The 25,122-nt window shown below is 39.6% G+C and carries 26 protein-coding genes; 18 read left to right on the forward strand and 8 right to left on the reverse strand.

All coding sequences use genetic code 11. The annotated features are described in order from the left end of the window. Window positions 1-2: 2 nt before the first annotated feature. The 10 genes from E7X57_RS10955 to E7X57_RS11000 all read left to right on the forward strand — a co-directional run bounded on the left by E7X57_RS10955 (window position 3) and on the right by E7X57_RS11000 (window position 10,766). Window positions 3-1,388: an ATP synthase subunit B gene (locus E7X57_RS10955; RefSeq protein WP_135612999.1), complete on the forward strand. Its 1,386-nt coding sequence runs from the start codon at window positions 3-5 to the stop codon at window positions 1,386-1,388. 21 nt (window positions 1,389-1,409) lie between these two features. Beyond that, complete coding sequence (locus E7X57_RS10960; protein ID WP_135613000.1) at window positions 1,410-2,027, forward strand: V-type ATP synthase subunit D; 618 nt, start codon at window positions 1,410-1,412, stop codon at window positions 2,025-2,027. A gap of 388 nt (window positions 2,028-2,415) precedes the next feature. Continuing rightward, window positions 2,416-4,512, forward strand: a complete 2,097-nt coding sequence (locus E7X57_RS10965) for a FlaD/FlaE family flagellar protein (RefSeq protein WP_167880988.1) — start codon at window positions 2,416-2,418, stop codon at window positions 4,510-4,512. 42 nt (window positions 4,513-4,554) lie between these two features. Next, entirely contained in the window at window positions 4,555-5,061 is a 507-nt protein-coding gene (locus E7X57_RS10970) for a hypothetical protein (RefSeq protein ID WP_135613002.1), read from the forward strand. Window positions 5,062-5,110: 49 nt separating this feature from the next. Continuing rightward, window positions 5,111-5,671, forward strand: a complete 561-nt coding sequence (locus E7X57_RS10975; protein WP_135613003.1) for a hypothetical protein — start codon at window positions 5,111-5,113, stop codon at window positions 5,669-5,671. A 20-nt stretch (window positions 5,672-5,691) separates the two neighbouring features. Next, a complete protein-coding gene (locus tag E7X57_RS10980) occupies window positions 5,692-6,513 on the forward strand; it encodes a hypothetical protein (protein ID WP_135613004.1) in 822 nt (273 codons plus the stop codon). 9 nt (window positions 6,514-6,522) lie between these two features. Then, on the forward strand, window positions 6,523-6,996 hold the full coding sequence (locus E7X57_RS10985; RefSeq protein WP_135613005.1) for a hypothetical protein: 474 nt from the start codon (window positions 6,523-6,525) through the stop codon (window positions 6,994-6,996). Between the two features lie 23 nt (window positions 6,997-7,019). Beyond that, window positions 7,020-7,796, forward strand: coding sequence for a hypothetical protein (locus E7X57_RS10990; protein ID WP_244603684.1), 777 nt, complete (start codon window positions 7,020-7,022; stop codon window positions 7,794-7,796). A 16-nt stretch (window positions 7,797-7,812) separates the two neighbouring features. Further along, entirely contained in the window at window positions 7,813-9,237 is a 1,425-nt protein-coding gene (locus E7X57_RS10995) for a hypothetical protein (RefSeq protein WP_135613007.1), read from the forward strand. A 137-nt stretch (window positions 9,238-9,374) separates the two neighbouring features. After that, a complete protein-coding gene (locus E7X57_RS11000; protein WP_135613036.1) occupies window positions 9,375-10,766 on the forward strand; it encodes a hypothetical protein in 1,392 nt (463 codons plus the stop codon). Between the two features lie 78 nt (window positions 10,767-10,844). Here the strand turns inward: E7X57_RS11000 and E7X57_RS11005 are convergent, their stop codons facing one another. The 4 genes from E7X57_RS11005 to E7X57_RS11020 form a co-directional block, all read right to left on the reverse strand. Then, complete coding sequence (locus E7X57_RS11005; protein WP_135613008.1) at window positions 10,845-11,420, reverse strand: YciC family protein; 576 nt, start codon at window positions 11,418-11,420, stop codon at window positions 10,845-10,847. A gap of 83 nt (window positions 11,421-11,503) precedes the next feature. Next, the gene (locus E7X57_RS11010; RefSeq protein ID WP_135613009.1) at window positions 11,504-12,589 is read right to left on the reverse strand and encodes a mechanosensitive ion channel family protein; all 1,086 of its coding nucleotides are present in this window, start codon (window positions 12,587-12,589) and stop codon (window positions 11,504-11,506) included. Between the two features lie 29 nt (window positions 12,590-12,618). Continuing rightward, complete coding sequence (locus E7X57_RS11015; protein WP_135613010.1) at window positions 12,619-15,621, reverse strand: response regulator; 3,003 nt, start codon at window positions 15,619-15,621, stop codon at window positions 12,619-12,621. 272 nt (window positions 15,622-15,893) lie between these two features. Continuing rightward, window positions 15,894-16,247: a hypothetical protein gene (locus E7X57_RS11020; RefSeq protein ID WP_135613011.1), complete on the reverse strand. Its 354-nt coding sequence runs from the start codon at window positions 16,245-16,247 to the stop codon at window positions 15,894-15,896. 254 nt (window positions 16,248-16,501) lie between these two features. On the opposite strand from E7X57_RS11020, the gene E7X57_RS11025 reads away from it, so the two are divergent. From E7X57_RS11025 to E7X57_RS11035, 3 genes are all read left to right on the forward strand, one after another. Next, entirely contained in the window at window positions 16,502-16,984 is a 483-nt protein-coding gene (locus E7X57_RS11025; protein WP_244603686.1) for a hypothetical protein, read from the forward strand. A 277-nt stretch (window positions 16,985-17,261) separates the two neighbouring features. Then, the gene (gene htpX, locus E7X57_RS11030; RefSeq protein ID WP_371413195.1) at window positions 17,262-18,146 is read left to right on the forward strand and encodes a zinc metalloprotease HtpX; all 885 of its coding nucleotides are present in this window, start codon (window positions 17,262-17,264) and stop codon (window positions 18,144-18,146) included. Further along, window positions 18,146-18,718, forward strand: a complete 573-nt coding sequence (locus E7X57_RS11035; RefSeq protein WP_135613014.1) for a hypothetical protein — start codon at window positions 18,146-18,148, stop codon at window positions 18,716-18,718. The genes htpX and E7X57_RS11035 overlap by 1 nt, the downstream gene beginning before the upstream one ends. Window positions 18,719-18,736: 18 nt before the next feature. Here the strand turns inward: E7X57_RS11035 and E7X57_RS11040 are convergent, their stop codons facing one another. Both E7X57_RS11040 and E7X57_RS11045 read right to left on the reverse strand, forming a co-directional pair. Then, window positions 18,737-19,015, reverse strand: a complete 279-nt coding sequence (locus tag E7X57_RS11040; RefSeq protein ID WP_091688540.1) for a hypothetical protein — start codon at window positions 19,013-19,015, stop codon at window positions 18,737-18,739. After that, window positions 19,012-19,710 (reverse strand): PspA/IM30 family protein, encoded by a 699-nt coding sequence (locus tag E7X57_RS11045; protein ID WP_135613015.1) that lies wholly within the window; start codon window positions 19,708-19,710, stop codon window positions 19,012-19,014. Before E7X57_RS11045 ends, E7X57_RS11040 begins: the two co-directional genes overlap by 4 nt. 320 nt (window positions 19,711-20,030) lie before the next feature. Here E7X57_RS11045 and E7X57_RS12585 point away from each other — a divergent pair, with 320 nt between their 5' ends. After that, on the forward strand, window positions 20,031-20,198 hold the full coding sequence (locus tag E7X57_RS12585) for a hypothetical protein (RefSeq protein WP_167880990.1): 168 nt from the start codon (window positions 20,031-20,033) through the stop codon (window positions 20,196-20,198). A 143-nt stretch (window positions 20,199-20,341) separates the two neighbouring features. Here E7X57_RS12585 and E7X57_RS11050 read toward each other — a convergent pair whose 3' ends face one another. Continuing rightward, the gene (locus tag E7X57_RS11050) at window positions 20,342-21,340 is read right to left on the reverse strand and encodes a pentapeptide repeat-containing protein (protein ID WP_135613016.1); all 999 of its coding nucleotides are present in this window, start codon (window positions 21,338-21,340) and stop codon (window positions 20,342-20,344) included. A gap of 172 nt (window positions 21,341-21,512) precedes the next feature. On the opposite strand from E7X57_RS11050, the gene E7X57_RS12590 reads away from it, so the two are divergent. Further along, on the forward strand, window positions 21,513-21,665 hold the full coding sequence (locus E7X57_RS12590; protein WP_167880991.1) for a hypothetical protein: 153 nt from the start codon (window positions 21,513-21,515) through the stop codon (window positions 21,663-21,665). A gap of 159 nt (window positions 21,666-21,824) precedes the next feature. Here the strand turns inward: E7X57_RS12590 and E7X57_RS11055 are convergent, their stop codons facing one another. Beyond that, window positions 21,825-22,379 (reverse strand): site-specific integrase, encoded by a 555-nt coding sequence (locus tag E7X57_RS11055; protein ID WP_135613017.1) that lies wholly within the window; start codon window positions 22,377-22,379, stop codon window positions 21,825-21,827. 668 nt (window positions 22,380-23,047) lie between these two features. On the opposite strand from E7X57_RS11055, the gene E7X57_RS11060 reads away from it, so the two are divergent. From E7X57_RS11060 to E7X57_RS11070, 3 genes are all read left to right on the forward strand, one after another. Continuing rightward, on the forward strand, window positions 23,048-23,371 hold the full coding sequence (locus E7X57_RS11060; RefSeq protein WP_048195229.1) for a hypothetical protein: 324 nt from the start codon (window positions 23,048-23,050) through the stop codon (window positions 23,369-23,371). A 240-nt stretch (window positions 23,372-23,611) separates the two neighbouring features. Next, on the forward strand, window positions 23,612-24,193 hold the full coding sequence (locus E7X57_RS11065) for a hypothetical protein (RefSeq protein ID WP_135613018.1): 582 nt from the start codon (window positions 23,612-23,614) through the stop codon (window positions 24,191-24,193). A gap of 534 nt (window positions 24,194-24,727) precedes the next feature. Continuing rightward, window positions 24,728-25,009, forward strand: coding sequence for a hypothetical protein (locus tag E7X57_RS11070; RefSeq protein WP_135613019.1), 282 nt, complete (start codon window positions 24,728-24,730; stop codon window positions 25,007-25,009). Window positions 25,010-25,122: the final 113 nt, after the last annotated feature.

The following is a 25,122-nucleotide window of genomic DNA, read 5'->3' on the forward strand; positions in this document are numbered from 1 at the left end:
ACATGACCAAAGAATACAAAACGATCGTAGAGGTTTCCGGACCTCTGATTTTCCTTGAGAAGACAGAACCTGTAGGGTATGGTGAACTTGTTCAGATCAACCTGCCGGATGGAACCACCAAGAGAGGGCAGGTTCTTGATACATCTGCAGATATGGTAGTCGTCCAGGTTTTCGAAGGTACAGGCGGACTCAACGAAGAATCCGGTGTAGTCTTCAGTGGCGAGACAATCAAGCTGCCAGTATCAAAGGATATGCTCGGAAGGATTCTTTCAGGAGCTGGGGAACCACTCGATGGTGGACCACGTATCGTTCCTGACGAGAGAGTAGACATCAACGGTGCATCAATGAATCCTTTTTCCAGGATGCCACCAGAGGACTTTATCCAGACAGGTATCTCCACAATCGATGGTACGAACACCCTTGTGAGAGGACAGAAACTTCCTATATTCTCAGGATCAGGTCTTCCACACAACGAGATCGCACTTCAGATCGCAAGACAGGCAAAAGTACCAGGAAGCGATGAAAGTTTCGCAGTAGTTTTCGGTGCAATGGGAATCACCAGTGAAGAAGCACAGTACTTCATGAAGGACTTCGAGAATACAGGTGCTCTTGAAAGAGCTGTTGTTTTCCTTAACCTTGCAGACGATCCTGCTGTCGAGCGTATCATCACTCCAAGGATGGCACTTACAGCTGCAGAATACCTTGCATACGAGCATGACATGCACGTACTCGTTATCCTGACAGATATCACAAACTATTGTGAAGCACTACGTCAGATGGGTGCAGCAAGAGAAGAAGTTCCAGGAAGACGTGGTTACCCGGGTTACATGTACACTGATCTTGCATCACTGTATGAAAGAGCAGGTGTTATCAAAGGCTTAAAGGGATCTGTTACCCAGTTCTCCATCCTTACCATGCCTGGTGACGATATCACCCACCCGATCCCTGACCTTTCCGGTTACATTACCGAAGGACAGATCGTGGTTTCCCGTGAACTTCACATGAAGAATATCTACCCACCGATCAATGTATTGCCATCACTCTCCCGTCTTATGAACTCCGGTATCGGAGATGGAAAGACAAGAGATGATCACAAGGCAGTGTCTGACCAGATGTATGCAGCATACGCAGAAGGTCGTGACCTTCGTGGATTGGTTGCTATCGTCGGTAAAGAAGCATTGTCCGAAAGAGACAGGAAGATCCTTGAGTTCGCAGATCTGTTCGAAGACAGATTTGTTCGCCAGAGCAGGGATGAGGACCGTTCCATCGAGGATACATTGAAAGTCGCATGGGAGATCCTTTCTGAGCTGCCTGAAGCACAACTCTCCAGGATCGATAACAAGTACATTGAAAAGTACCACCCTGCTCACCAGAAGACCAGCGAGTGATACTGTAGCGAGGGATCTATAATGGGCGCAAAAGATGTAAAACCAACTCGATCAGAACTCATTGAGCTGAAGAGGAAGATCAAGCTCTCAGAAGGTGGCCACAAGCTACTGAAGATGAAGAGAGATGGTCTTATCCTTGAGTTCTTTGATATCTTAAGCAAGGCAAAGGATGTACGCTCAGAGTTGGATGCTGCCTATGAAAAGGCCAATGAGAAGATCGGTATCGCAGAATCTGTGGAAGGCAGGATGACTGTCAAATCCACAGCATTCGCAATGAAAGATGCACCTCAGATCGAGCTCGAAAGCCACAACATCATGGGCGTAGTAGTGCCAAAGATCGAATCCTCAAGTGTGCGTAAACCCATAAACAAGCGTGGATACGGAATTCTTGGAACAAGCTCCTACATTGATGAAGCCGTCGATTCATATGAAGTCCTGGTTGAAAAGATCATTCTGGCAGCAGAGATCGAGACAACCATGAAAAAGCTTCTTGATGATATCGAAAAGACAAAAAGGCGTGTCAATGCACTTGAGTTCAAGGTCATACCTGAACTGAAGGAAGGTATGAGTTTTATCAGTCTTCGTCTTGAAGAGATGGAAAGAGAAAACACGTTCCGCTTGAAGAGGATCAAAGCATAAGGCTTTCTCATGCAGCACAAATCCTCTGATCGGCCAAACCTGGCCGACAGACTTTTTTTTATTTTAACACAGCCCGAAAATCTAGCTCGCATATTGAGATGGGCATGGATAGTTTCACTTGGGATGCTTGTTCTGGGATATCTTTTGATTTATTTCAACCTTAAGTCTTACATAAATCTGTAAGTAGTGAAAGTGTCAGTTAGTGCAAATAACTTGGACTCATTACCATTATTATAATCAGTAAGCCTTAAATAAAAATCAAACATATAATAAGCAGAGCTATGTAAATTTAACAAAATCGTTGTGTCTTCTGAGGAACATAAAGAGCTTGCTTACGAGCTCAATGATTCCGGAGAGCAATTATATTAAACTCAAAAGTTGGTCTGTAATGAGTGAACTGCCGTGGGGAAATAAAAAAGAAAAGGAAGATACATCTCCTTTTGATACAGCAGATGCTGGTTTTCTGCTAAATAAAGCCGTTATCCCAATAGTAGATCCGAAAAATAAAGATCTGGACACTATTGCTGATAGTAATGTCCATATCAATCCAGTAGACCTGCAAGATCCCAGACCAGAAGTATTAACTATCGATGGAATAGAGAATCGAAAACTGGAATCTGTCGATACTGACATACAGCCTTTTTTTAAAATTGAAAAAGACACAGAGGATCTGAAAACAAACAGTATTACGAATAATAACGATAAAGATCCCCTTAATGTGATCACTGCTACAGCCGATGAAGAGATAATTCCTGAGAAAATTACCGGGTCAAAGAAAAGATCTTTGCCATTGTTTGAACCGAACCTCCCATCAGAAGATGACATCAACACCTCATTTTTACCTTATGGGGATCAAGCACCCTTTAATGAAGATTCAAATAGCCCACTTCAAAACCTTGAAGAAAAACCCTTCGAAAACATACCGGAAAATACAATATCCAATCCCTTCAAGCCGCCTGAAACCATAAAAAGCTCCCAGGCTAATAAAGAAATAGATACAGGATCGGAAACACCATTATTCCCGCCAGCAGCATCTAACATGGTACCAGATCTGAAAACCGAAGTCTCAGAGGCAGATAATAAAGTTAGCAAAAATGGAACAGGAATCTTGGGATTGATCACAAACACATTCAAACGATTTACTCACAAGAAAAAACTTCTTGATAGAATAGAAGAATGGCAACCTCCGGTAGCAGAAGTTCAGACCGAGGAGGACATTTCGGAACCAGTAAAAAGAAATGTGAATCTCACTTCTGATAAAAAAGAGACAATACCTTATGAAGATACAGATACTCCAACATTAGAAGAGATCAGAACGGTAATTCCTATTGACCCGCAAAACATTGAGAATGCGCCTGAATGGGATCCCACTGCCATTCAATTTGAGAACTTCACATCAGAAGGAACAGCTGGAATGGAGGAAACAGAACATGCAACCACCACAGTTGACCCGGATAATGATCTCAATACTGGAAACTCTTCCAAAGACATACAAAAAATAAAAGATGAACTTGCCTATTCAAAGCAGGGTAATGAAGATCTCAGCAAAGATATTAAACAACTCTCAGGCACGATAGAGACGCTTGAAGACTCTATCGATTCCATGAAACGAGATGAGGATAAGTCCAATTCTATTATCAATATGAGAATCGACGAGTCTGCAGAGAAGATAGAATTCCTGGAAAACCGTCTCAGTGAATTTGAAACGACACTGGAGAACATTCACACCGATAATGCTGAACTCAAGACCGGGCTTATCAACATTGAGCAGAACATCGTGGAACTTACAGGATCTTATGGCATTATGCTAAATCAGATGCAGAAAATAACAGAATTCGGCAATTCACGGTCTGCAGAAATATTTGAGACAAATAAGCGCATCGATGAACTGGACCAGACACTTGCTTCAATGAACAGCATACAGAATGAAACCAAAAACAGTATGCTTGAACTTTATTCAGTCACTTCTGGCCTGATAAAAAGTGTGGAAAACACACATAATACAAATAAGGAACTCAGGTCAGACAGCGAAGAAAAAACTCAATTAATTAAGGATGAAATTTTGTCACTAACCGATTTTGTTGAGAAGGAATTTAAGAACCTTGGAGCAAGAAGCTATCGTGCAAATGGTGAAAATGTCCAGCTGAACAATATAATCAAAAACTCCACCAATATGAAACTCTGTATGGAATGGCTTGAATTCCTTATGGAACTTGTCGGACAAAACCACCTCACAGATATCCTTTCCTACTATGAGGAACTTGGATGGATCAGCGAAGATGTTCGCCTTGAACTTATGCGATATGCAGAAGGTATCGATTATTACATCGAGAAATCCGACTGGAAGCTCGCACCCGATGATCATGTGAAATCCATCTGGTTCATCGAACAACTCGCAGGACTTAAAGTCGACAAAAATCGTTTGTCCATAGTCGAGAAAAATATCAAAAAAGTTAAGAAGGGTACAGAGATATATGGTATATGAATCCATGCATCCGGAATTCCCCAGAAAGGAACAGTGAAGAAAATGAACAAACCTAATCTGCTCAAAAGAAACCTTCGGAGAGATACCGAAGGACAGGTAACCATCGATTACCTAATAGGAATTACCATATTCATTGTTGCATTATTCTTCATATTCCAATATTCAGCAGGGCTTTTCACACCATTCCAGTCCAACTCTGACGAGGTCACACTTGTTGCGGACCGTGTTGCGACATCCATCACTGAGAAAGAGATCAGTGCAGGAAATATAAATACACCAAATCTTATTGATGGAAACAAGACGGTGGAATATTTTGATCAACTTTCCACTGACATCGGCTACAAAGATGAAGTCGGTGAATTGGGGTTGAGAGGAGATTACCATCGATATGAACTTAATGTGACATTAGAGAACAGTACAGAAGTACGTATGGCAGGAAAAGCACTTCCATTTTCCAATAATATCGGACAAACCAAACGTATTGTCCTTATTGAAGATTCTGATACTGGAGAAACTGAAACAGCCATACTGTCAGTAAGAGTGTGGTAAGATGAGATCTCTAAGATTATTTGACATTCGAGATGATCAGGGCGCACAAATGCATACACTTGAGGCCATAATGGCTGCAACCATAATGGTAGTTATAATTTTATTCGCAGTCCAGGCAACGTCGCTTACACCACTCACTTCATCAACTGCAAACGCCCACATTGAATCCCAGATATACATAATTGGACAGGATATGCTAACTGCGCTTGACCATGCTCCATATGGACAGAACTCCGACCTGAAAAAGGATATTGTTGACTGGAATGGGGAGATGTATGTTTGGAACGGCACACATTATCAGTCCGATGATAATAAAAATAATTCACTTGATGGACCTGTAGTAGATATGCTGGAACTCGTTGCAGTTGAGAATGGAATTGCTCACAATATTCAATTCAGTTATTCCACAGCTTCAGGAAGAGAAAATTACTATATATACAATGGAGATCCCTCTGACAATGCTGTAATTATCTCAAGGAAAGTATTATTGTCAGACTCAGATGTTGGAAATACTACATCCTATGAAACAACTACCGGAATACCAGACATTGATACTACAACTGCTCTCTACAATATAGTCGATGTGAAACTTACATTATGGCGTATGTAAAATAAATAAGGGATGTTAACATGAGAAAGTTCGATGATTCCGCACAATTGCTGTTACTTGCCGCATTTGCCATAGGGTCCACACTGGTTATTTCAACAATACTGTTGAGCAATATCATCTATGCAAGCAACATGGCATCTGAATCCGCCAATGATATTAGTAATTATGAGATCTCTAACATTGTCCAGATGACAGATGAAGCAACACGTGCTGCCTACTACAATACTAATAAGAGTGATACTGAAATTGCCAAATATATGGACAGCTATGCAAATGAAATATCATCCATATATGCATTCCGTGGCCTTTCGTTGTCCTTTGATGACAGTAACCTTACTGATGCATATTTTACGGAAAATGGACTTTATGACGGTAACTCAGACTGGTTTGTCGTTAAAAATGTAAATCGTACAGATGTATTTACCATCGAACTAACAAATACATCCAAACTTGGAAATGCATCAAATGCATATGAAGTGCATGCTATAAATCAATCTGGAACTATCTGGTCCATGAAAGTCTACAATGATAGCAGCAATATCAATATCACTGTAAATAATATTACGCATTCAAAACCACTTAGCATATATATGCTGAATATCACTGGTAATAAAATTGACAGCGATTTAATGAATTTTAAGTTTGTCACCTCTACACAAAATGAAACTTATAAGATCAAATTTGTGAACTCAAGCAATGCTATGGGACATTACTCAATCTACGGCGGACTTGCAGATGGAGACACATTTGTTGAAGAAAGATATAAAGTTATCAATGCAACGATCAGTGTAGCTTCCAGCAATAACAAGATCAATGTATCAATACCTATCACAGTACCATGAGGATCGAACATGAAGCAAATATTCCATGATAACGAAGCTGTAGCAACCTCTGTTGGATTCATACTCACTTTTTCAATAACAGTAATCACTTTTATACTTGTTATGAATGCATCCTACGACATGATGGATCAGGCAGAGCAGACGGTCATGAGAGAAGAGTTCGAGATTCATGGAAATAATATTGCACTCCAGCTTACAGAGATAGAAACTATGGTGAACATTACCAGCAATGCAGGCGGAGAAATTGATGAGATAAAATATGAGATGCTATTACCTCTGAAAGTAGCAAGTGACTATTATTCTGTTGAATTTTCAAACCAGACCAATGAGATGATATTTGAGTCTCATGGACGTGACGAAACAAGAGTGAAAATACCCTATGAACTGAGAAACATCCAGCTAATGAGTACTAACATAAGCAGTGCTTCAGAGAACCATTACATGATCTATAACAGCACATCAAATATGGTTGAAATCCACTGATCAACTCAAAGGTTCTGATATATATGGTAAGAAAAAATATAATTGAATCGGAAAATGCAGTATCAGAAGTAGTTGATGTAGTACTTATACTTGGAATCATGCTCATTGCAATAACTGTGATAACAGTGGCAGGATTTCCAGCCCTTCAAAACATTCAGGAAAGCGGACACCAGGAAAATATCAGGCAAAGTTTTATAGTTCTTGGAGAGAACGTGAATAAGGTCGTCTTTGACAATGCACCTTCCCAATCCGTGGAGCTGAAAATGTACGGAGGAGGAATTTGGATCAGCAGTGACAGCTATATGAATATGACATTGGAAACATGGAATTCTTCTATTTCTGCAAAGGAAAATCAGACAGCAATAGACGGTCAGATGAGATCTTTACAGAACGAATATGAAGGTACAACCGTCTCATATGAAAATACCGGGGTTTGGGCAAAATACCAAACTGGCGATGCTGTAATAGTAAGAGACCCACAGTTTATTTTTAACGACAATTTACTTGTGGTACCTTTTGCCCCGATTCGGGGAACAGATGGAATTGCAGGGGAAGGACTTATACGAGTAATAGCAACCGAAGATGGCATTCCTGCGGTCTACACCTATCAAAATGTTTCAGCAGTTGATATCAAGATCAACAGTGTATACTATACCGCCTGGGAAGACTACTTGAGAGACAATCTGGAAATGCAGGTAGAAATAAATGATACAGAATCCAGTGTACATGCATATAAAGAATATACTGAAAACATTGATGTATATGTACTAAAATCATCAATTGATATTAGTATCGAATGAGGGGGAGGTATAACAGATGAAATACCTTAGAAAATTGTACACATCATGCAATGCCGTTTCATCTGTTGTTGGATCATTGCTCATATTTTCAATTACAATCATTTGCATTACTGTGATGTTTCTTTACAGTGTCCCCGTGATTGCTGAGATGCAGGACGATGCTGAAGCACAAAAAGTAGAGCAGGCTTTCACAATTCTTGACTCACGTATAAGTAAAGTGGCACTTGGAGAATCTCCCCTACAGACAACATCTATAACCCTTGGCGAAGGCAGCATAAATGTAAACGGACCGGGTGAAGCTGATAAAAGCAGGATGACGATCCAGATCATCAATCAAACTGATAATACAAAAGAAGAGTTCAATTGTTCACTGGGAACTATAGAATATATCAAAGATGATCGAAAAGTAGCATACGAAGGTGGTGGAGTATGGTCCAACTATGGATCAAAAGGTGGAACCGTTATGGTATCACCACCAGAGTTCCATTACAATGGAGTAACGCTCACATTACCAATAATGACTATTGATGGCATGTCATCATCCAGCGGTAAAGGTGATGTAGATATTGCTGTCACTTCTGACAACAAACCACACATATTGTACCCGAATGTATCAGCCTCTGTTCTAAGAAAGAATCCCGTTGTCCATGACAAGATCATTGTCTACATTGAAAGCCAGTATTACGATGCATGGGCTGACTATGCAGATACGTTGGTCTATACCAGTGCAACACTCGATGATGCAAACGAAACAGCCATTATCGAGTTCTACACAACCCCTCCAATGGGAACATTTAGTCTCACCAATAAGATAAAAATGGGTCAGGTTAATGAATCCAGTTTGCAACCAGTCCAGGATTTCAACTTTCATTTTGAAGCTGCAAAATCTCAGGGACTAAACCCAAAAAAGTATGAAATGATAGCAACTTCCAAAACAAAGACATTGGTATATAGTTTACAAAAAAAGGGAGGTGCCGATCAATTGGAACTTTATGTAACCTATATGGATACATCGATAGGTCCTGACTATATCGAACATTGGGAAGGTATAGATGTATTTCCGATAGATGGAAAACAAGCAGATGAGTTCACAAGTGTAGATCTGCTAAACGAATCTTTCATTATGGAATATAATCCACCCCTACTGGATGGTGCAGATACAGATTTCTCGTGGGGACCTTCCGGAACTACAAGTGAACTACCAAATGTTGTGATCAATAAAACATCAGGTTATGATCAATACACACTTGATGACATCACACAGCATTATATAAAACTGATGACAAAAGAAGATCTGATCGAATTCACCCTGGATGGTGGATCACAGGACCCTATGGATTATAGTACATCCAAGGTTACTCTCAATTATGATTCACTGGGAAATGTTATTACCTATCTACACGTCACTCAAAATGAGTTGAATGCATACGTAGTAAATTGAACTCGACATAATATAAATGCTGGATCCCAACCAGCAAAAACTCCATTATACTTCACAAAAGGATAAGTATGCTGAGAGTATAAGTTAATGTAGTAAAACGTTTGATTATCAAGTTTATATATTTAGGATTGGTGGATATGGGGACAAAACAAAGACCATTTGACTCTTGTAAAGCGGTTTCTTCAGTTGTTGGATTATTATTGATGTACTCACTTGCCATCGTTGCCGTTGGTATTATATTAGTATATAATGTCCCTGTACTCAATGATATGCAAGACAATGCAAAGGCACAAAAAGTAGAGCAGGCTTTTACGGTTATGGATTCCAGAATGAGTAAAGTGGCACTAGGAGAATCCCCCCGCCAAACAACTTCCGTATCCCTTATGGGTGGTGGTATTAGTGTAAACGGTGCAGGTGAAGCGGAACGAGGCACCATGACCATCCAAATCATCAATACTACAACTAATATGAAAGAGGAGTTCAACTGTTCATTAGGTACCGTAGAATATGTCAAAGATGATCGAAAGATAGCGTACGAAGGTGGCGGGGTATGGTCAGATTATGGACCGAAAGGGGGAACTGTTATGGTATCACCACCTGAGTTCCATTATAATGGGGTAACACTCACATTGCCAATAATGACCGTAAATGGCAACTCGACCGCATCCGGTACAGGTAATACAGCGATTAATGTCATATCTGACAATCATCCATATGTATTGTACCCGAACACTTCGCTTTCCGTCAATAGAACAAATCCTACAGAACATCTTGATAAAGTTATTGTCTATATCAAAAGCGACTACTATAAAGCATGGGCAAACTATGCCAATTCAATGACCTATACCAGTACAACACTGGATGATGAAAACAAAACAGCCATTGTTTCCTTCACCACACAACCCCCAATGGGAACACAGCCTCTCACAAGCAAACTAAAAGTAGGCCAAGTATGCCAAATAGAACACCCTGTAAATGAATTCAATTTTTACTTTGAAGCTGTAGCCCCAGGAGGACTAAACCCAGACAACTATGCGGTGACAGCAATTTCCGGAACTCGGACACTCTCATATGATTTGCAGAAAAAACTAGGAAACAAGCAATTGTATTTAGAAGTCACCTATGAGGATACCGCTGCCGGTTCCAATTATATAGAAAAATGGAAGGGACAAATAAATTATCCTGTCAACGGCAGCAATGCTGACCAGAATTCAACTGTGGATTTCACAAATGATTCATTTATGATGGAATATATACCGCCAACCAAAGATGGTTCTGACCCAGACTTTTCGTGGCCCGATGATGAGATCGACGATGGAAATGTATCATTCTCAATCGATGATCTTACACAGCATTACTTCAAACTGATGACAGAGGATAGCCCTATTGTGTTCAATATTGGCACCAATACAGGCAAAGATCCAGTAGATTACAGTACATCTGAAGTTACTATCGATTATTGTGGACTGGGGAACTACATTACCTATCTGCACATCACACAAAATGAGCTGGATGTAACTGTAGAGTGAAGCTAAAAAAACTAATTAAAAATCAAATCGGGTCATAGAACAATTAACCTATGACCCAAAAATACTATTTTTAATTCCTCATTCAATATCAGATACTTCCGTATACTCGGCAGTATAGGACTCTTCTGAACCCATCTGCACTTCAAGAGCTGCCACCAATGCGAGGAAGTAAAAAGGCGTTGTCAGCAAGGAACCAACATAGATCATACCACCTATTGCACTGATAACCCACAGAATGATAGCCAGCACAAGAGTGTCAGCGAAGTTCTTTTTGGAGATCTCAATACTTTCTTTTATGGAATCCATTACGCCATAACCCTTTATCACAAGAAGAGGAAGGGCATAGATCATAAGGATAGAAAGCACGATTCCCGGAAGTACCAGGAACATAAATCCAATTCCTACTATAATGGCAAATAAAATAAAGAACACCCAGCTCTTCACAAAATTGTTGAAACCTTCGAACAGGTCATTGATCTCAACCTTTTCCCCACCCATGCCTTTCACAGCCATGTAGGCTAGACCATAGAAAAGCGGTGCAATGGTCACAATAAATATGGAACCAATAAAAGCTATCAATGTAGCTACGACATAAGCAGCAATGTTCTCCTTAAAAACATCCCATGCTCGTCTGAATATACCTTCAAAATCCACAATATCACCTCAAAAATAAAAAGGAAGCATAAACATAAATAATTTTGCAAAATTCTTACCAAAAAAGTATTGGAAGAATGAACTTATTGGTGCTTAATGATCGTATATGTCGGGAATGGTATGTCAATTCCCTCCTTCCTGAACTCTGAGTCTATCAAAGTGTTAACTTCATTTATGACACTGAACTTTTCTGAAGGATACCTTACCCATAAGATCAATGCAAAATCGAGACTGAAATCCCCATGGTTATCAAAACGCACAGATGGCTCAGGGTAGTCCAGAACAAGATCGATGGTTTTTGCGATGTCCAAGAGAACTCTTTTTACCTTTGCAACATCAGACCCGTATGCAACACCAATAGTTATTTTCACCATCATCCTGGGCTGGGGTGATGTATAATTTATAACCTTGTTGTTTGCTATTATGCTGTTCGGGATTATGATCATATTGTTGTAGAAATCAAGGATCCTGGTACTCCTTATACCTACTTCTTCCACGATCCCGATCTGCCCATCAGCTATCTCGATACGATCACCGTTCTTGAAAGGCTTATCATAATAGATGGAAAGACCGCCGAAGAACTGTGAAATTGCATCCTTGGCAGCAAATGCGATAGCAATACCCATAATACCTGCAGATGCAAACAAAGGAATTATATTCACTCCCCATATGCCTTCGAGGATCATGCCTATACCGACCAGACTAATTACAAGATCGGAGATGCCCTTCAGAAGCGGGAGTACTTCATCATCTATCTTGGTCTCTGTCTTTTTTACTATCGATGGCATGACATTGTCAAACAGTATCCTGTTTATATTTATCAGTGTAAAGATCCAGACCAACGCTAAAATTGTCAACAAAATGTCATTCAAGAACAACAGGTAACTTTCTGCACCACTTATTATAGAAAGTGCAAGGAATGCTCCCATCAGGATCACAGTGTAATATATAGGACGCTTTACTGCATTTATTACAAGATCATCTATCTCTAATTTTGTCTTTGAAGTAAAATGCAGAAGAACTTTTTTGAAAATAATGTCTACCAGATAAGCAAGTATTACCGATAATACCATTATCAAGGCTGCTAATGCTAACTTGTATTCAATTGCACCAAAAAGTGGTCCCAATGTTTGCTGGGCATACATGGATACTGTTTCATTGAATGACATAATGGTAGAATTGGGACGACAATATATATTTATTTGGACACGACATCTGAAATCAGACGATTAATAGTATCAAGCAGGTCCTTTTTACTAAAAACCCCTTTTTGAATAATGGAATTTACTTTCCTGTCCATGAATACACGGTCCTTAGCTGTAATATCACTCGCAGTGCATGCCACGATAGGAATATTGCAGGTTTCAGGGTTCGACCTTAATACGGAGATCACATCAAATCCGGAGACATGTGGCATCAGGAGGTCAAGTAATACAATGTCCGGCTGCTCTTCTGCACATATATCAATTGCATCTGTTCCTGAATATGCACGCAGTATTGTAAACCCTTCCGGCTCCAGCATAGATGAAAGAAGCGCAACCGCATAAGGCTCATCATCAATTATCAGGATCTTCGGTTCCTTTCTTTCAAGTTTCTCTTTGTAACGGTTCATCAATTTCAAAAGATAGTCACGATCGAACGGTTTGGTCAGGTGATCTACTGCACCGCGTTCCAGAGCAGTCTCTTTCTGGTCCATCATAGAGATCATTACTACTGGTATCTCAGAGGTAGATACATCCTCTTTCAAATGGCGAAGTACACTCCAGCCATCCAGTTCCGGCAACATTACATCAAGAGTAATAGCAAAAGGTTTCAATTTTCTGGCAATCGCCACAGCTTCTATACCATTTTCAGCAGAAACAACACGATAACCACCATCAATAAAAGTTAACATCAAAAGTTCACGTGATCTTTCATCATCTTCAACAACGAGTATCAGCGGATCGTCGTCCGTGCATTTGTCAGGAACTATGATCTCAGGGGCTACCTTTTCAGCCAGTTCATCAATAGCATCACTATCGATATGTCCGGAATTATCCTGAACTGTTCCCTGAGATATCTCCGGAATGGGGTTCTGAGTTATAGACTTTGATGTACAAGGCGATGCGCCTGAAATCGGGATGTCAAAGAAAAAGGTACTTCCTAAGCTAGGTTTGCTTTTGACCCAGACATTTCCACCATGCATTTCCACAAAGTGCCTGACAATTGCAAGACCAAGACCAGTACCACCATAACTCCGCTGGTGAGAACCATCTGCCTGACTAAAAGGCTTAAAAAGGGACTGCCTATCCTCTTCAGAAATACCAATACCAGTATCTTTTACCTGGACCAATAACCGTTCTTCAACAAATCTTGCATTGATATCAACAGAACCGCCTGCGGGAGTGAACTTTATTGCATTGCTAACCAGATTTTGGAGGATCTGTTCGAACTTCTGCTTATCAGCATTGATAACGATACCCTTGGGATCTAGTTCAGAGTTCAGATCAATATCTTTCTTTTTAGCCATTGGAGCAAGCAGGGAGCAAACCACATCAAACGATTCCAAAACAAGGAAATGTTCGTAGTTCAATTCTACACTCCCGGATTCTACCCTTGAAATATCCAGAATATCATTAATGATGCCCAGAAGCTTCTTACCACTATCTGAGATGTTATGCAGGTATTTTGCATTCTTTTCATTAAGGTCCCCTGATGCAAGCACAACATCGGAAAAGCCGATGATAGCGTTTAAGGGAGTCCTTAGCTCATGCGTAATATTGGAAAGGAATTCACTTTTCGCAATAATACCGGTTTCAGCGTTGGCCTTTGCAGCTAACAGGTTTTCCTCCTTGTTCCTGCGTTCACTAACATCATTCGAAATGATGAGGATCGCATTTTTGCCCCTGTATTCTATAAGACTGGCATTGATCTCCACAGGTAAGCTCACCCCATCCTTTTTCAGAAGGACTGTCTCAAAGGCCGAATGCCCATTATCGAGCACTTCGCCTATGTGAGCTTTAAACTCTTCAACACAGTCGGGAAGGAAAGCTGATCCTGAATTGAGAGAAAGAAATTCGTCATGGGTGTAACCTAAAAGTTCAAACCCGGCCTTATTGACCTCAAGGAAAGTTCCATCGGGATCCTGAACATAAACAGCATAACTAAATCTATCAAATAATGCCCTGTACTTTGCTTCCGCTTCCTTCAATTCGGTCTCAGCAATTTTGTTATCAGTAATATCCAGGATGATGCCATGATAGCGATCAGTGATACCTTCTTCCACAATTTCCAGCTGGGAATGTTCAGATATCCAATGGACATTTCCATTTCTATCCAGAATACGATACTCTTTGGAGAAATCCCTTTTATTTTGTTGTAAGCATTCAAGAAGATCTGAATAATACCCTTCTACATCATCAGGATGAATAATATCAGCATAGAGGATCTCATGAGACATCAGAGTCGCTGCATCGTACCCGAATTGGCTCACATTATCTGATACGAACTCAACAGGGAATCCTTTCTCGGTCTTCCACAGGAATGCAATGGCAGGACTGCTACGATAGATAGAACTGAGTTCTTCATCTTTTCGTACTGGTTTGGGCCCTGCTGATGTTTCAGGCTTAATGACCGATGTGTTCTCTTTGATTGAAGGGGTCTTTTCATCTGTATTCATGATGATGTTTTCAGTCCTGTGCATCAGGTCGATGACCTCAGAGCGGGAGAATACATCCATCGGAAGAGTACATAACGACCTCATCCCAAGCTCGCGGGCAGTATCTGTTACAATATCGGCGTAAGATGTAAGGTATTCAAGTCCGGATCCTTTAATGTCCTGTAGATCTACGTTAAAACGAAGACCATCGAAACCATCCATTATGACCTGGTCCTGCATAAGTTTCCAGTGATCAAGAAGAAGAGAAGGCAATAATTTCAGATCATTTCCGGGTAATTCCGGAATCGGGATTATCTTAAGCTGTGATGTGCGAAGATAAGGATCGATGTAAACTCCTCTTTCTTTGAGCATATCTTTTGCCGTCGTAGCACTTTCAACATCCGGGGTCATCCATACACATAATTCATTGCCCTCGAGACCTAACATGATGTAATCCTGCAGAAAATCGGCCAATTGAGCCGTATCCTTATACACAAAGCAAAAATGACAGCCATTCGAAATGACAGACGCATCTTTGTCCGTTTTTCTTACTTGATCACCCATGTTTCTTTCCAGGATCCGGATACTGATGCTATATGTACTAATTGAAATAATGTAGTGCAACTTCCAGAGGTAGAGAAGTAGATCAGATGGATGTAACTTTGTTATATCATAGAAGGATTGTTTTTGCTATTATATATATTATAACCCATAGAAAAGAGAAATATTCTGCTTATTGTGATTTTGATTAAACATCAATCAGTATAGACTGCATTCAGAATAGATCAGGAAGAATGATAAGAAAAGTGAAAAAAGAAAACCAAATAAGTGGAAGATCAGTCCCCACCTATAATATTATCCAATACTGTATCAATATTGTACAACTTTTCTTTTACGATCTGATATAATTCTGCAAAATTATCTCCACTTTTATCAGACCTATAATCTTTTGAACTGTATGAGATATAGGGCCCTGGATCGTTAGGCATGTACTTGATAGCATCAATAACATTTTTTACTTCATTGTGCTTTACATAGTAGATAAGATAATAGTCACCTAATTCCTTTTGTATTGACCATACATACGTTTGGTTATACTTAAAGAACAAAGACTCTTGTAATGCTTTCACATCAGTTATCAATTCCTCAGAATTGACCATGGCATCTACAGCCTTTAGTATTTTACTCATATCGCCCACCATCTACATAAATTGATTTATTTAAACGACAGAATAATTCCTACTAATAATATAAATATTTTTTTGCCCACATCAAGATATAGATTCAAACCATAATTATAAAAGATTGATTGATTGATTGATTGACGATTCGTTTGAAAAATAAATTTGAAACATTATAAGTATTAACCTGATGCCATTCCCGCACAGATATATATAAGATGAAAAAAGATATTTGAGAAATCAGCTCTTTTGGAGAGATCCAGTTGGAAAACATCAATCAAAAAGAAATTCTAGTCCTGCAGCTTCAAAGAATGTACTGGATTGAAACTGAAATGGAGCAGCTTGCAGCATGGGAAGCAAGAATCGAACTTGAGGGACAACATCTGGAAGCACTGGAAACCCTGTCCCATGATTCAGACAAACACGCCTTGATCCTTGAAAAATGGATCAACATGGCAAACATCGACCTCCCAAGAACTGCACCCCGGGGAATTCCCCACAGAATGTTTGACTTCAACAGGACAAATGTCTACGAGATGTTCAGTGAGATCCGGAAATATGAAGTACTTGTAAGGGACACGTATCATAGCATAACTAAAGCAGATACCAATGTCCTGAAAGAAGTATTCCCCGATGAAGAAAGCAGAAACGACTTCATAAAGGATATGAAGCACCTTGTCGCAGAAGAAGAAAGACACAAAAAGATATGCGATGATAAGATCGGTGGATTTACCAGAGTGCTCTGAATTTTATATCGTTTTGCTTAGAAATGTTGTGGGTCTCTCAAGACCCGTAAATCATTTTTTACAATTTTACTGATAAGATCTCACAACATGCTTTGTGAAGATCAAAACAGAAGACTTGCGTATTCTTAGGGTTGTGTTCCCCGGCACCTTTTACTATCATAGTGATCAAATACATTGCACATATTTATAATGTGTAAGTCCAGTATAGGTTTACGTTAAGATATATTTATGAATACGATGCCGAATATATTTTATGTGAAGTTAAGAGGTTATCAATTTGAAATGGAAACATGACAGAGGACTTGAGGGACGGATGTTGCTGACACTATTCCTGCTGGGAGCAGTGTACCTATTATTTCTGGCATTCCTGTTCTACAGCGGTGCACCCCAGACATTCATGCTGTTGTTCATAGGCGGATTCATGGCATTGCAGTACTTCTACTCGGACCGCCTGGTCCTCTGGACCATGCATGCAACCGTCGTTTCCGAGCATGAGGAGCCTGAACTTCACCAGACCATAACCCGGTTATGTGCCATAGCAGACCTGCCAATACCCAGGATCGCAGTGGTGAACACATCGATCCCGAATGCCTTTGCAACCGGTAGGGGACCAAAGAATGCAGTGGTTGCTGTGACCACGGGACTGATGGACCAGTTAAACCAGGGAGAGCTGGAAGCGGTCCTTGCACATGAGCTGAGCCATGTGAAGAACAGAGATATGGCGATACTGACCATAGCCAGTTTCATATCGACCCTTGCGTTCTACATCGTCAGGTACAGTTTCTACTTCGGCGGCATGGGAGGTATGGGCGGCAGACGAAAGGAATCCGGTGGAATTATTGCGATCTGGATCGTCTCATTACTTGTATGGGTCATCAGTTTCCTGCTGATACGCGCCCTTTCAAGGTACAGGGAATTTGCGGCGGACAGGGGTTCTGCTGTGATCACAGGCCAGCCCTCCAACCTGGCATCGGCACTTACGAAGATAAGCGGGATCATGCCCCATATCCCTCAGGATGACCTGAGATCAGTGGAGGGTATGAATGCGTTTTTCATAATCCCTGCGGTCTCAGGTTCTTTCATGAACCTGCTCTCGACCCACCCATCCACGGAGAAAAGACTCGCAGCACTTGAAAAATTACAACAGGAGCTTGAGTTCTGATGGGACTAAAAGGCATGTTCGATTCCCTGCTCGGAAGGAGCAAGCTGCCGCCATCAAATACGGAGAGGCTGTTCGCGATCTCAACTGCAGTGGTCACGATGGAAGTGAGCCTGAACCTGCACCCGTCCGGTCAGGCAGGTATCTGTTTTAAGTCCATGTCCCTTTCCCAGTATGAGAATACCAGAAAGGAGATAGAGGAGCTGTTAAGTTACAGCACACAGGAAACAGGGACAAATTTCCGCATTGAGAAAGACAAGTACAACTTCCTCTGGGCGATCCTGGAAGATAACGACTTCGAGGACCTTGTCACGAACATACATATGATCAGCCAGACCCTTATCGAGCAGGGTTTCTCAGAACAGATCCTGTGCGCAGTGTACCGCTTTGAGAGCGAAGGACCGGTCTACTGGATCTATAATTTCAAACAGGGCAGCTACTATCCTTTCGTACCCCGGGGCAAACAGGAAAGAGACAATTCCATGGAGCTCAGGCTCAAGGCCCTTATTGAGAACGAGCTGCCGGTAGAGAAAAATGTGGAAAAATGGTATCCCCTCTGGGGAATGCCATTCTAAAAATTAAAGATGAAGATTTCAGTCTTCGAGAAGACCGCTTCCAGTAAAGATCTCCTTTGCTTCCTGTAAGCTCAGGTCCTCAGGCGGGACTATGATGTTGGATTCCACAATGCTCGCATCATCAAGCTGTTTCCCGTTAGATTTGATCACATTGATGAGCCTTGAAAGCTCAGTCCTGTAATCAGCTTCATTTTCCTTGCCTACAAGGTCCACTATCCGGTTGTCAATGATGTTGAGCTCGTCGAACAGACTTCCAGGGACCTCAAACTGCCCTTCACCCATTATCCTGATTATCATTTACCTTCCTCCTGCCTGAGTTTTGCCAGCTCCGTCTCGACATTCGATTCTGCACTGATCTTTGCAAGCTCCCTGTCGATATCATCGCCACTTCTTGTAATGTCATCAAGAGTGCCTGTCTCGATGAGCTCATCAAGAGCAGAGGCCCGTGCCTTCATGTCCTGGGTCTTGTTCTCAGCTCTCTCAACGGCAAGACCGACATCCGCCATCTCCTCACTGATACCAGATACGGACTCATTGATCTTTACCTGGGACTCAGCAGCCGTATACTGTGCCTTGATGGTCTCCTTCTTTGTCCTGAAGATCTCCACCTTGGTAGATAGACGCTTCTCAGCAGCCACCAGCTTGTCCTGCTCCTTTTCAAGGTCAGCTATCTGCTGGTCAAGTCCCTGTACCTGAAGTTCCAGCGCACCCTTGCGCTCAAGTGCAAGCCTTGCAAGGTCCTCCCTGTCACTCTTGATTGCATCCCTTGCCTGCCCTGAAAGCTTGTCAATGCTCTGCATCAACTTCGAGCGCTGTAACTGCAATCTCTTCTTAGACGTCGCTACCTCAGCCACCCCTCTTTTTACACCCTGCAACATTTCCAGTTGTTTCTCATAGGAATAGTCAAGTGTCTCTCTGGGGTCCTCCATGCGATTGACGATCTTGTTCATCTTCGCTTTGAGGACGGTTTCCATTCTGTTAAATAGACTCATTTACTCCCTCCCGTTATTATGTGCATGTTAGTCATCAGAACTAACTATCATATGTTATTTAGCCGATTTACTATTTCTAATTTTAGTTCCAGTGGGGGGTTTGGAGGGATTGGTGAGAAGGTGGTTAGGCTTTTTTATGGAGGGAGAAGAAGGGATCAAGAACTCCAACCTTTGAAAAGGTAGTTGTTGAGACTATCCGGGAAGCTGACAAGCTAAACAAGGAGTTCAAGGAACTGAGAATTAACAAACGGGCTTCTGTTCTGTCTACTCATAACACTATGAGATGTTGTTGGTTTAGCGGTAGCTATGGAAGTGAAACCATGAATGATTTAGCACCATTTGAAACAGAATTTGTACAGACTGCGGAATATCTGCCTATAACAAGTGATCTACTCATAGTTATTTGTGTAATTTTGCTTATTGTGGGCATGGCTCTAGGCTATGGAATAGCAGTTGCCAGGCTTAAGAGAGATCTTCCGATTTACTGAGTTTGTCAAATTACACATAAATGACAGAGATTAGCTCCTGACCGTCCGGATGTCCTGGGCCCCGGGAACTCCTTAAAAAGTGGGTGGTTTGTGGGAATATGTGATAAGAAGTGTTGCTGAAAGGTATGGTAACGACATTATTATTATAATCTCTCAAAAAGATGAGGATGTTTCTCTCTTATTTCGTAGATAAGTTCATAATCCAATTTAATATTTTGGAGATTTTTAGCTTCATATAATTGATCAATGGATATATCTGTACTTAGAAAATCTGCATTTTTTAAATTAGCTGACTTGAATTTCGCTCTTAAAATATTGGCGCCAAAAAGTGTAGCCCCTTCAAGGTCAGTCTCTTCAAGGTCAGCACTTTCAAGGTCAGTCTCTTCAAGGTTAGCTAATTTAAGATTAGCTAATTTAAGATTAGCAAAATTAAGGTTAACCTCATCAAGGTCAGCTTCTTCAAGGTTAGCGAATTCAAGGTTAGCACCGAAAAGGTTAGCACCAAAAAGGTTAGCACCGAAAAGGTTAGCACTGGAAAGGTTAGCACCTTTAAGATTAATAAAATTTAAATCCGCAAATTCTAAATATGTCTGTTTTAAGTTAATAGGTGAAGGTTCACCATTTTCATAATAATTTTTGCGTCTTCTAAGAACGTTTATAATTGCTTCGATATCAATAGGCAATTCATTCCTTTCCATACCTGGTTCTGGGGGTGAATTTTTTCTAATATAACTAGTTAATATTTCAATAATTGGCCAATAATCTTCACTTGATTCATTGGCAATTCTCTCAAGTGCATAAATGCCACCTGTGTTTACTTCCACTTTATCATTGCCTAATTGATCAATTGCTCTAGTAAAACGTTCAGTAATCTGTCCCTTTTGAGTTATTTCCACAGTTTGTTCCATAGCAGAGATTCGTCTCCATGTTAAATAAATACCAATAAGTAAAAGTAATCCACCAAATATTTGAGCCATTGCAGCTCTAAATTCATTTTCTAGTTTAGCCAAATCTAAAATACTAATTGAGGTAGCATCTATTTGAGAAACTTGATAAATAGGTATTACTCCGATTAAAAAAAATCCGATTAATGCTATAAAGATAGATATTATGATAGATTTGGTTTCTTGAAAATGTCGCATAATTTTATTAAGATGTTTCCATTATTTATAAGTTGTAACATTTAATGATTAAATATTGATGTGCTTTTTCAATTTGAATTATCCAAGTTTACATTCCTTCATAAAATGACAAAATAAGGATTTCACAAAATACACATAAAGGTCTTGTATAAAGAGGTTCACAGATGATAGCATGAAACGCGAAGTAACGAGTGTAGAGTTGGTTTTAATTTATTTCATTATTTTTAGTTTGCTTGCATTGGTAGGTATTCCTCTTTATGGTTCAGCAGTAATTGGAGCTGTAGTAGCTATAATAGTAATGTTTTATTTTCGCAGAAAAAACTAATAATTCACATTCATTCATATTATGTCTTGATTAAGTAAATTTAAAAAGTGCAGAAATGTCAGTATTAAGGAACGGGCACAGGAAGTACATTTTAACTCCAAATACCTCTAAGTGAGTCATAAAGTGCATAGTTATTGACATTTCTTATTTTTGTCTACCTCAAAACCATGATAATCTTTTCTTAATTTCCTCTTTTTCTGCAGTGGTAAATGGTAATCCTTGATAATGTCTCATTGAGGTGATATGATCGTGTCCTTGTCTCAGGCAAACCTCATTCAATGGAATCCCTGCAGCTATCATCCAGCTCTCTATACTTTTCCGGGTAGTTTTACTACTAACACTGGAGGAGGCAAAGCCTGCTTTTTCCATCCACCGCTTTAAGTTGTTGTTCCAGGCCTGTTGAGATGGTGGATTCTTACCTTTGAAGAAATATCGAAGTACTGATTCAAGTTGTGGGGGTATTGGGTGGATGTATCGTTCAAGTTGCCTTCGTTTAGCCTTTCTCTGGGCTTCCTCCGGCAAATGTATAGTCCTTCTCTCCTTCATAATCCATTGGGGGTTATCATAGAGCCTTTGAACCTCTACGTATCGCATACCTGACCAAAAACAAACCTCAAAGATATCCCGAAGGTAATCTTTTTCAATGTTTGCAACCAATTTATCATAGTCGAAAGGACCTAAGATCCTAACTCCTTTTACTTTGATGGGTTCCATTGATTTCACCGGAAGAATCTACGAATCAACAAAGCAAGCAATAGTAATAAGCCTACAATTGCTATTCCGCCCATTCCCAACTTAACAATGAGTAATATCTCGTATGGGTTCATCATTCGTAGGTTTATGTTTTAATAAAACTTAAACTTTTATGGACAATTCTCCGAAGATCCTGAAACGTCTGAGTCCTCCAGAGGATACAAAAGTTTCAATTTTGTCATAAAATAACAACCTTCTTTTTAATCAAATCAACCTTTTCATTTCTGGTGGAACCACTGGAAAAAAGCAATGCTTGTGGTCCTATTCACTAAAATACAAGGAGTGCTGCTTGATAACGATTGTATAAAATAGTCTCAAAAATTTTTGCGCTCGCCTACGGTAAAAATACGGCACATAGTGCCGCAGTAGGCTTTTTTACCCTGTTCCCTTAGGTACACTCTTAAGGGCTATGTCTCACTATTGAGACATTCACCTTTAAATTGTTCAAAATTACCTTTCAAAATCTCCATTTGAAATTTAGATTAAGCCTTATTTCGAACACTTAGCTAAAGACAAACAATTTAAAGCGCCTTGACACAAACTGATAAATCAACCAAGGTTATCCCCAACATTTGAAATCACTTTATATGCAATAATGCATTTTATAGCTCATCGGAGGATGAAAAATAATGCACACAGTATATATAAAAGCAGTTAAAGATGAAAATATCTTCACCCCTTGCAATGTCAATGTTGATGCCATTAAATACATACATTGCATAGAGAACAAAGTGTTCCTATCTTTAAATCCTGAGGATGTGGGGGCCATGATATGCATATATGCTGGAAAGGCCATCAATGGAGAAGAGCAAGTCGATAACATCGTTTCTCTTATTGCATCAGCAAAAGTGAATTCTGAAAAACACGGCATGCCTATTTTGCTTGATTTTTCAGAACAGATCGATCGGCCAAAAGCCACAATGATGCGAGGTCCTGTTGTTATTGTAAATTGAAATACTAATTTTTGGTTGTGCCAGTGGCACAACTATTCATTATCAATTTAGCTATAGATCTTATCAAACAATAGATTTTATTAGAATACTTCCTTAACATTTTAGATACACAAAAATTTATATAATGATGTTAGATTTCTATGTGGAGTTGGGAGTGCTAAAATAAAGTACTTTTGACTTAAACAGCTGCAAGTGGGGGCTTCCAGCTGAAATTGTATAAAGAATTAAGGGGAGTAAAACATGATTCGCATACCTAAAGCTGCAGAAGCTATTTTTGTATCAGCAATACTTGCTAGTATAATTTTTATCTATATAGCAGCATTTAAGCCAAGATCTGTCTTGATAAATGAATCTATTAATGACTATCCACTTATACCTCTTTATGTGATTGTTTTTAGTGTAATTGGTGGATTAATGTATTTTTTTGCTTCTACTGCAGGCGAATGGAAAGTAAAAAAAGAAAAAATAAAAGATGATCAGAACAAATTAGATGAATTCAATGATACGCCTTTTCTTGACAAATTAAAGGATTTTGATATTGAAAGAAAGGGTTTACGGGTAGTAGCTGCTCCTCTAATGGCAATTGGAATATATCTGTTATTTGATTTGATATTTTTTGATTTTGATATTACAACTGAACAGCCAAACATCAGCTTAACTAATTCAACCTTACAAGATGTGATTAACGCAATCGAAACTACTAATGATACTGAAAAGATGATTCAAATAAAAGCAGGCATATCTTTTCTGGCTGGAGCTTTTGTAAAACAATTTCTTGATTTAATTCAAGCATTAGCTGAGGGAATAGGAATGAAAAAATGAACGGTCATTTTGCTCCGTAAGGAAAACGGCGGAGGAAGTCAATACCTCGATACAATATAGTTAATTGTATCAGGACTGAACTTTTCTTATTTATTTCAGCCTATTTATGTCACTAAAACCGTAGAAAGGTTTTCGTCCAGCAAAGTAAATCTACAAATTAATCTAAATTGTTAATTTCCATTTTTGAATTGCTATTTACTGCATCATTAATTCTCTATAATACACTCAGCATGATCATTCAAGGTAAATGATTTGTTAATCATTATTGTGACATAATTCAACATATTCAAATCAAATTGGATATATATTGCTCCAGTAGCCGACCGATCAATTTTGTTAAAGGTTGAGGTTTGAATCATATTCCTCGTATCATTTTTCGGGGATATATACAACGTACAAAAAGTGTACGCTATCAAAAAGCACTTAGATTATTTATCACCTATTACTTCAAAGATTCCAAAGTCCCATAATAGAGGAAGTGTTCTTAGTTAAAGAGGATGTGAATTAAATATTTCCAAATCATTCAGTATCAATATGACAAAAAGAAAGAAAGATACGAGTGAATACGAATTACCCGATATTCAAAAAAACGCCCTGGATAATTGGATAACGTTAAATATACTCCCACAAAAAATATCAAATAAAAATTATACCAGTTATGCGCTTAAACTTCTTTTTGAACAAACACCAGATGGTTTCTTCATCACAAATAAGCAGTTTAAAGAAGCGATGATCAGATGTGATTTCTCACCTGTAAATAAAAATAAATTAAATTGGGATTTTCGAGTTTCTCTAAAATCTCCAGAGTTGAAATGATATAAATGAGGTTATAAACCTAACATATTCTGTTCCACCATTTCAATCATCTCCAATTTGATCTTATTTGCCGTTTGGGATCTTCTTTTTTGACTTAGCGTCCCCATATCTCG

The sequence above is a fragment of the Methanococcoides sp. AM1 genome, assembly GCF_900774055.1.
Lineage (GTDB): Archaea > Halobacteriota > Methanosarcinia > Methanosarcinales > Methanosarcinaceae > Methanococcoides.

Coding starts and splice junctions, on each gene's coding strand:
- E7X57_RS10955 (WP_135612999.1), top strand. CDS start 3: ATGACCAAAGAATACAAAACGATCGTAGAGGTTTCCGGACCTCTGATT.
- E7X57_RS10960 (WP_135613000.1), top strand. CDS start 1,410: ATGGGCGCAAAAGATGTAAAACCAACTCGATCAGAACTCATTGAGCTG.
- E7X57_RS10965 (WP_167880988.1), top strand. CDS start 2,416: ATGAGTGAACTGCCGTGGGGAAATAAAAAAGAAAAGGAAGATACATCT.
- E7X57_RS10970 (WP_135613002.1), top strand. CDS start 4,555: ATGAACAAACCTAATCTGCTCAAAAGAAACCTTCGGAGAGATACCGAA.
- E7X57_RS10975 (WP_135613003.1), top strand. CDS start 5,111: ATGCATACACTTGAGGCCATAATGGCTGCAACCATAATGGTAGTTATA.
- E7X57_RS10980 (WP_135613004.1), top strand. CDS start 5,692: ATGAGAAAGTTCGATGATTCCGCACAATTGCTGTTACTTGCCGCATTT.
- E7X57_RS10985 (WP_135613005.1), top strand. CDS start 6,523: ATGAAGCAAATATTCCATGATAACGAAGCTGTAGCAACCTCTGTTGGA.
- E7X57_RS10990 (WP_244603684.1), top strand. CDS start 7,020: ATGGTAAGAAAAAATATAATTGAATCGGAAAATGCAGTATCAGAAGTA.
- E7X57_RS10995 (WP_135613007.1), top strand. CDS start 7,813: ATGAAATACCTTAGAAAATTGTACACATCATGCAATGCCGTTTCATCT.
- E7X57_RS11000 (WP_135613036.1), top strand. CDS start 9,375: ATGGGGACAAAACAAAGACCATTTGACTCTTGTAAAGCGGTTTCTTCA.
- E7X57_RS11010 (WP_135613009.1), bottom strand. CDS start 12,589: ATGTCATTCAATGAAACAGTATCCATGTATGCCCAGCAAACATTGGGA.
- E7X57_RS11015 (WP_135613010.1), bottom strand. CDS start 15,621: ATGGGTGATCAAGTAAGAAAAACGGACAAAGATGCGTCTGTCATTTCG.
- E7X57_RS11020 (WP_135613011.1), bottom strand. CDS start 16,247: ATGAGTAAAATACTAAAGGCTGTAGATGCCATGGTCAATTCTGAGGAA.
- E7X57_RS11035 (WP_135613014.1), top strand. CDS start 18,146: ATGGGACTAAAAGGCATGTTCGATTCCCTGCTCGGAAGGAGCAAGCTG.
- E7X57_RS11040 (WP_091688540.1), bottom strand. CDS start 19,015: ATGATAATCAGGATAATGGGTGAAGGGCAGTTTGAGGTCCCTGGAAGT.
- E7X57_RS11045 (WP_135613015.1), bottom strand. CDS start 19,710: ATGAGTCTATTTAACAGAATGGAAACCGTCCTCAAAGCGAAGATGAAC.
- E7X57_RS12585 (WP_167880990.1), top strand. CDS start 20,031: ATGAATGATTTAGCACCATTTGAAACAGAATTTGTACAGACTGCGGAA.
- E7X57_RS11050 (WP_135613016.1), bottom strand. CDS start 21,340: ATGCGACATTTTCAAGAAACCAAATCTATCATAATATCTATCTTTATA.
- E7X57_RS12590 (WP_167880991.1), top strand. CDS start 21,513: ATGAAACGCGAAGTAACGAGTGTAGAGTTGGTTTTAATTTATTTCATT.
- E7X57_RS11055 (WP_135613017.1), bottom strand. CDS start 22,379: ATGGAACCCATCAAAGTAAAAGGAGTTAGGATCTTAGGTCCTTTCGAC.
- E7X57_RS11060 (WP_048195229.1), top strand. CDS start 23,048: ATGCACACAGTATATATAAAAGCAGTTAAAGATGAAAATATCTTCACC.
- E7X57_RS11065 (WP_135613018.1), top strand. CDS start 23,612: ATGATTCGCATACCTAAAGCTGCAGAAGCTATTTTTGTATCAGCAATA.
- E7X57_RS11070 (WP_135613019.1), top strand. CDS start 24,728: ATGACAAAAAGAAAGAAAGATACGAGTGAATACGAATTACCCGATATT.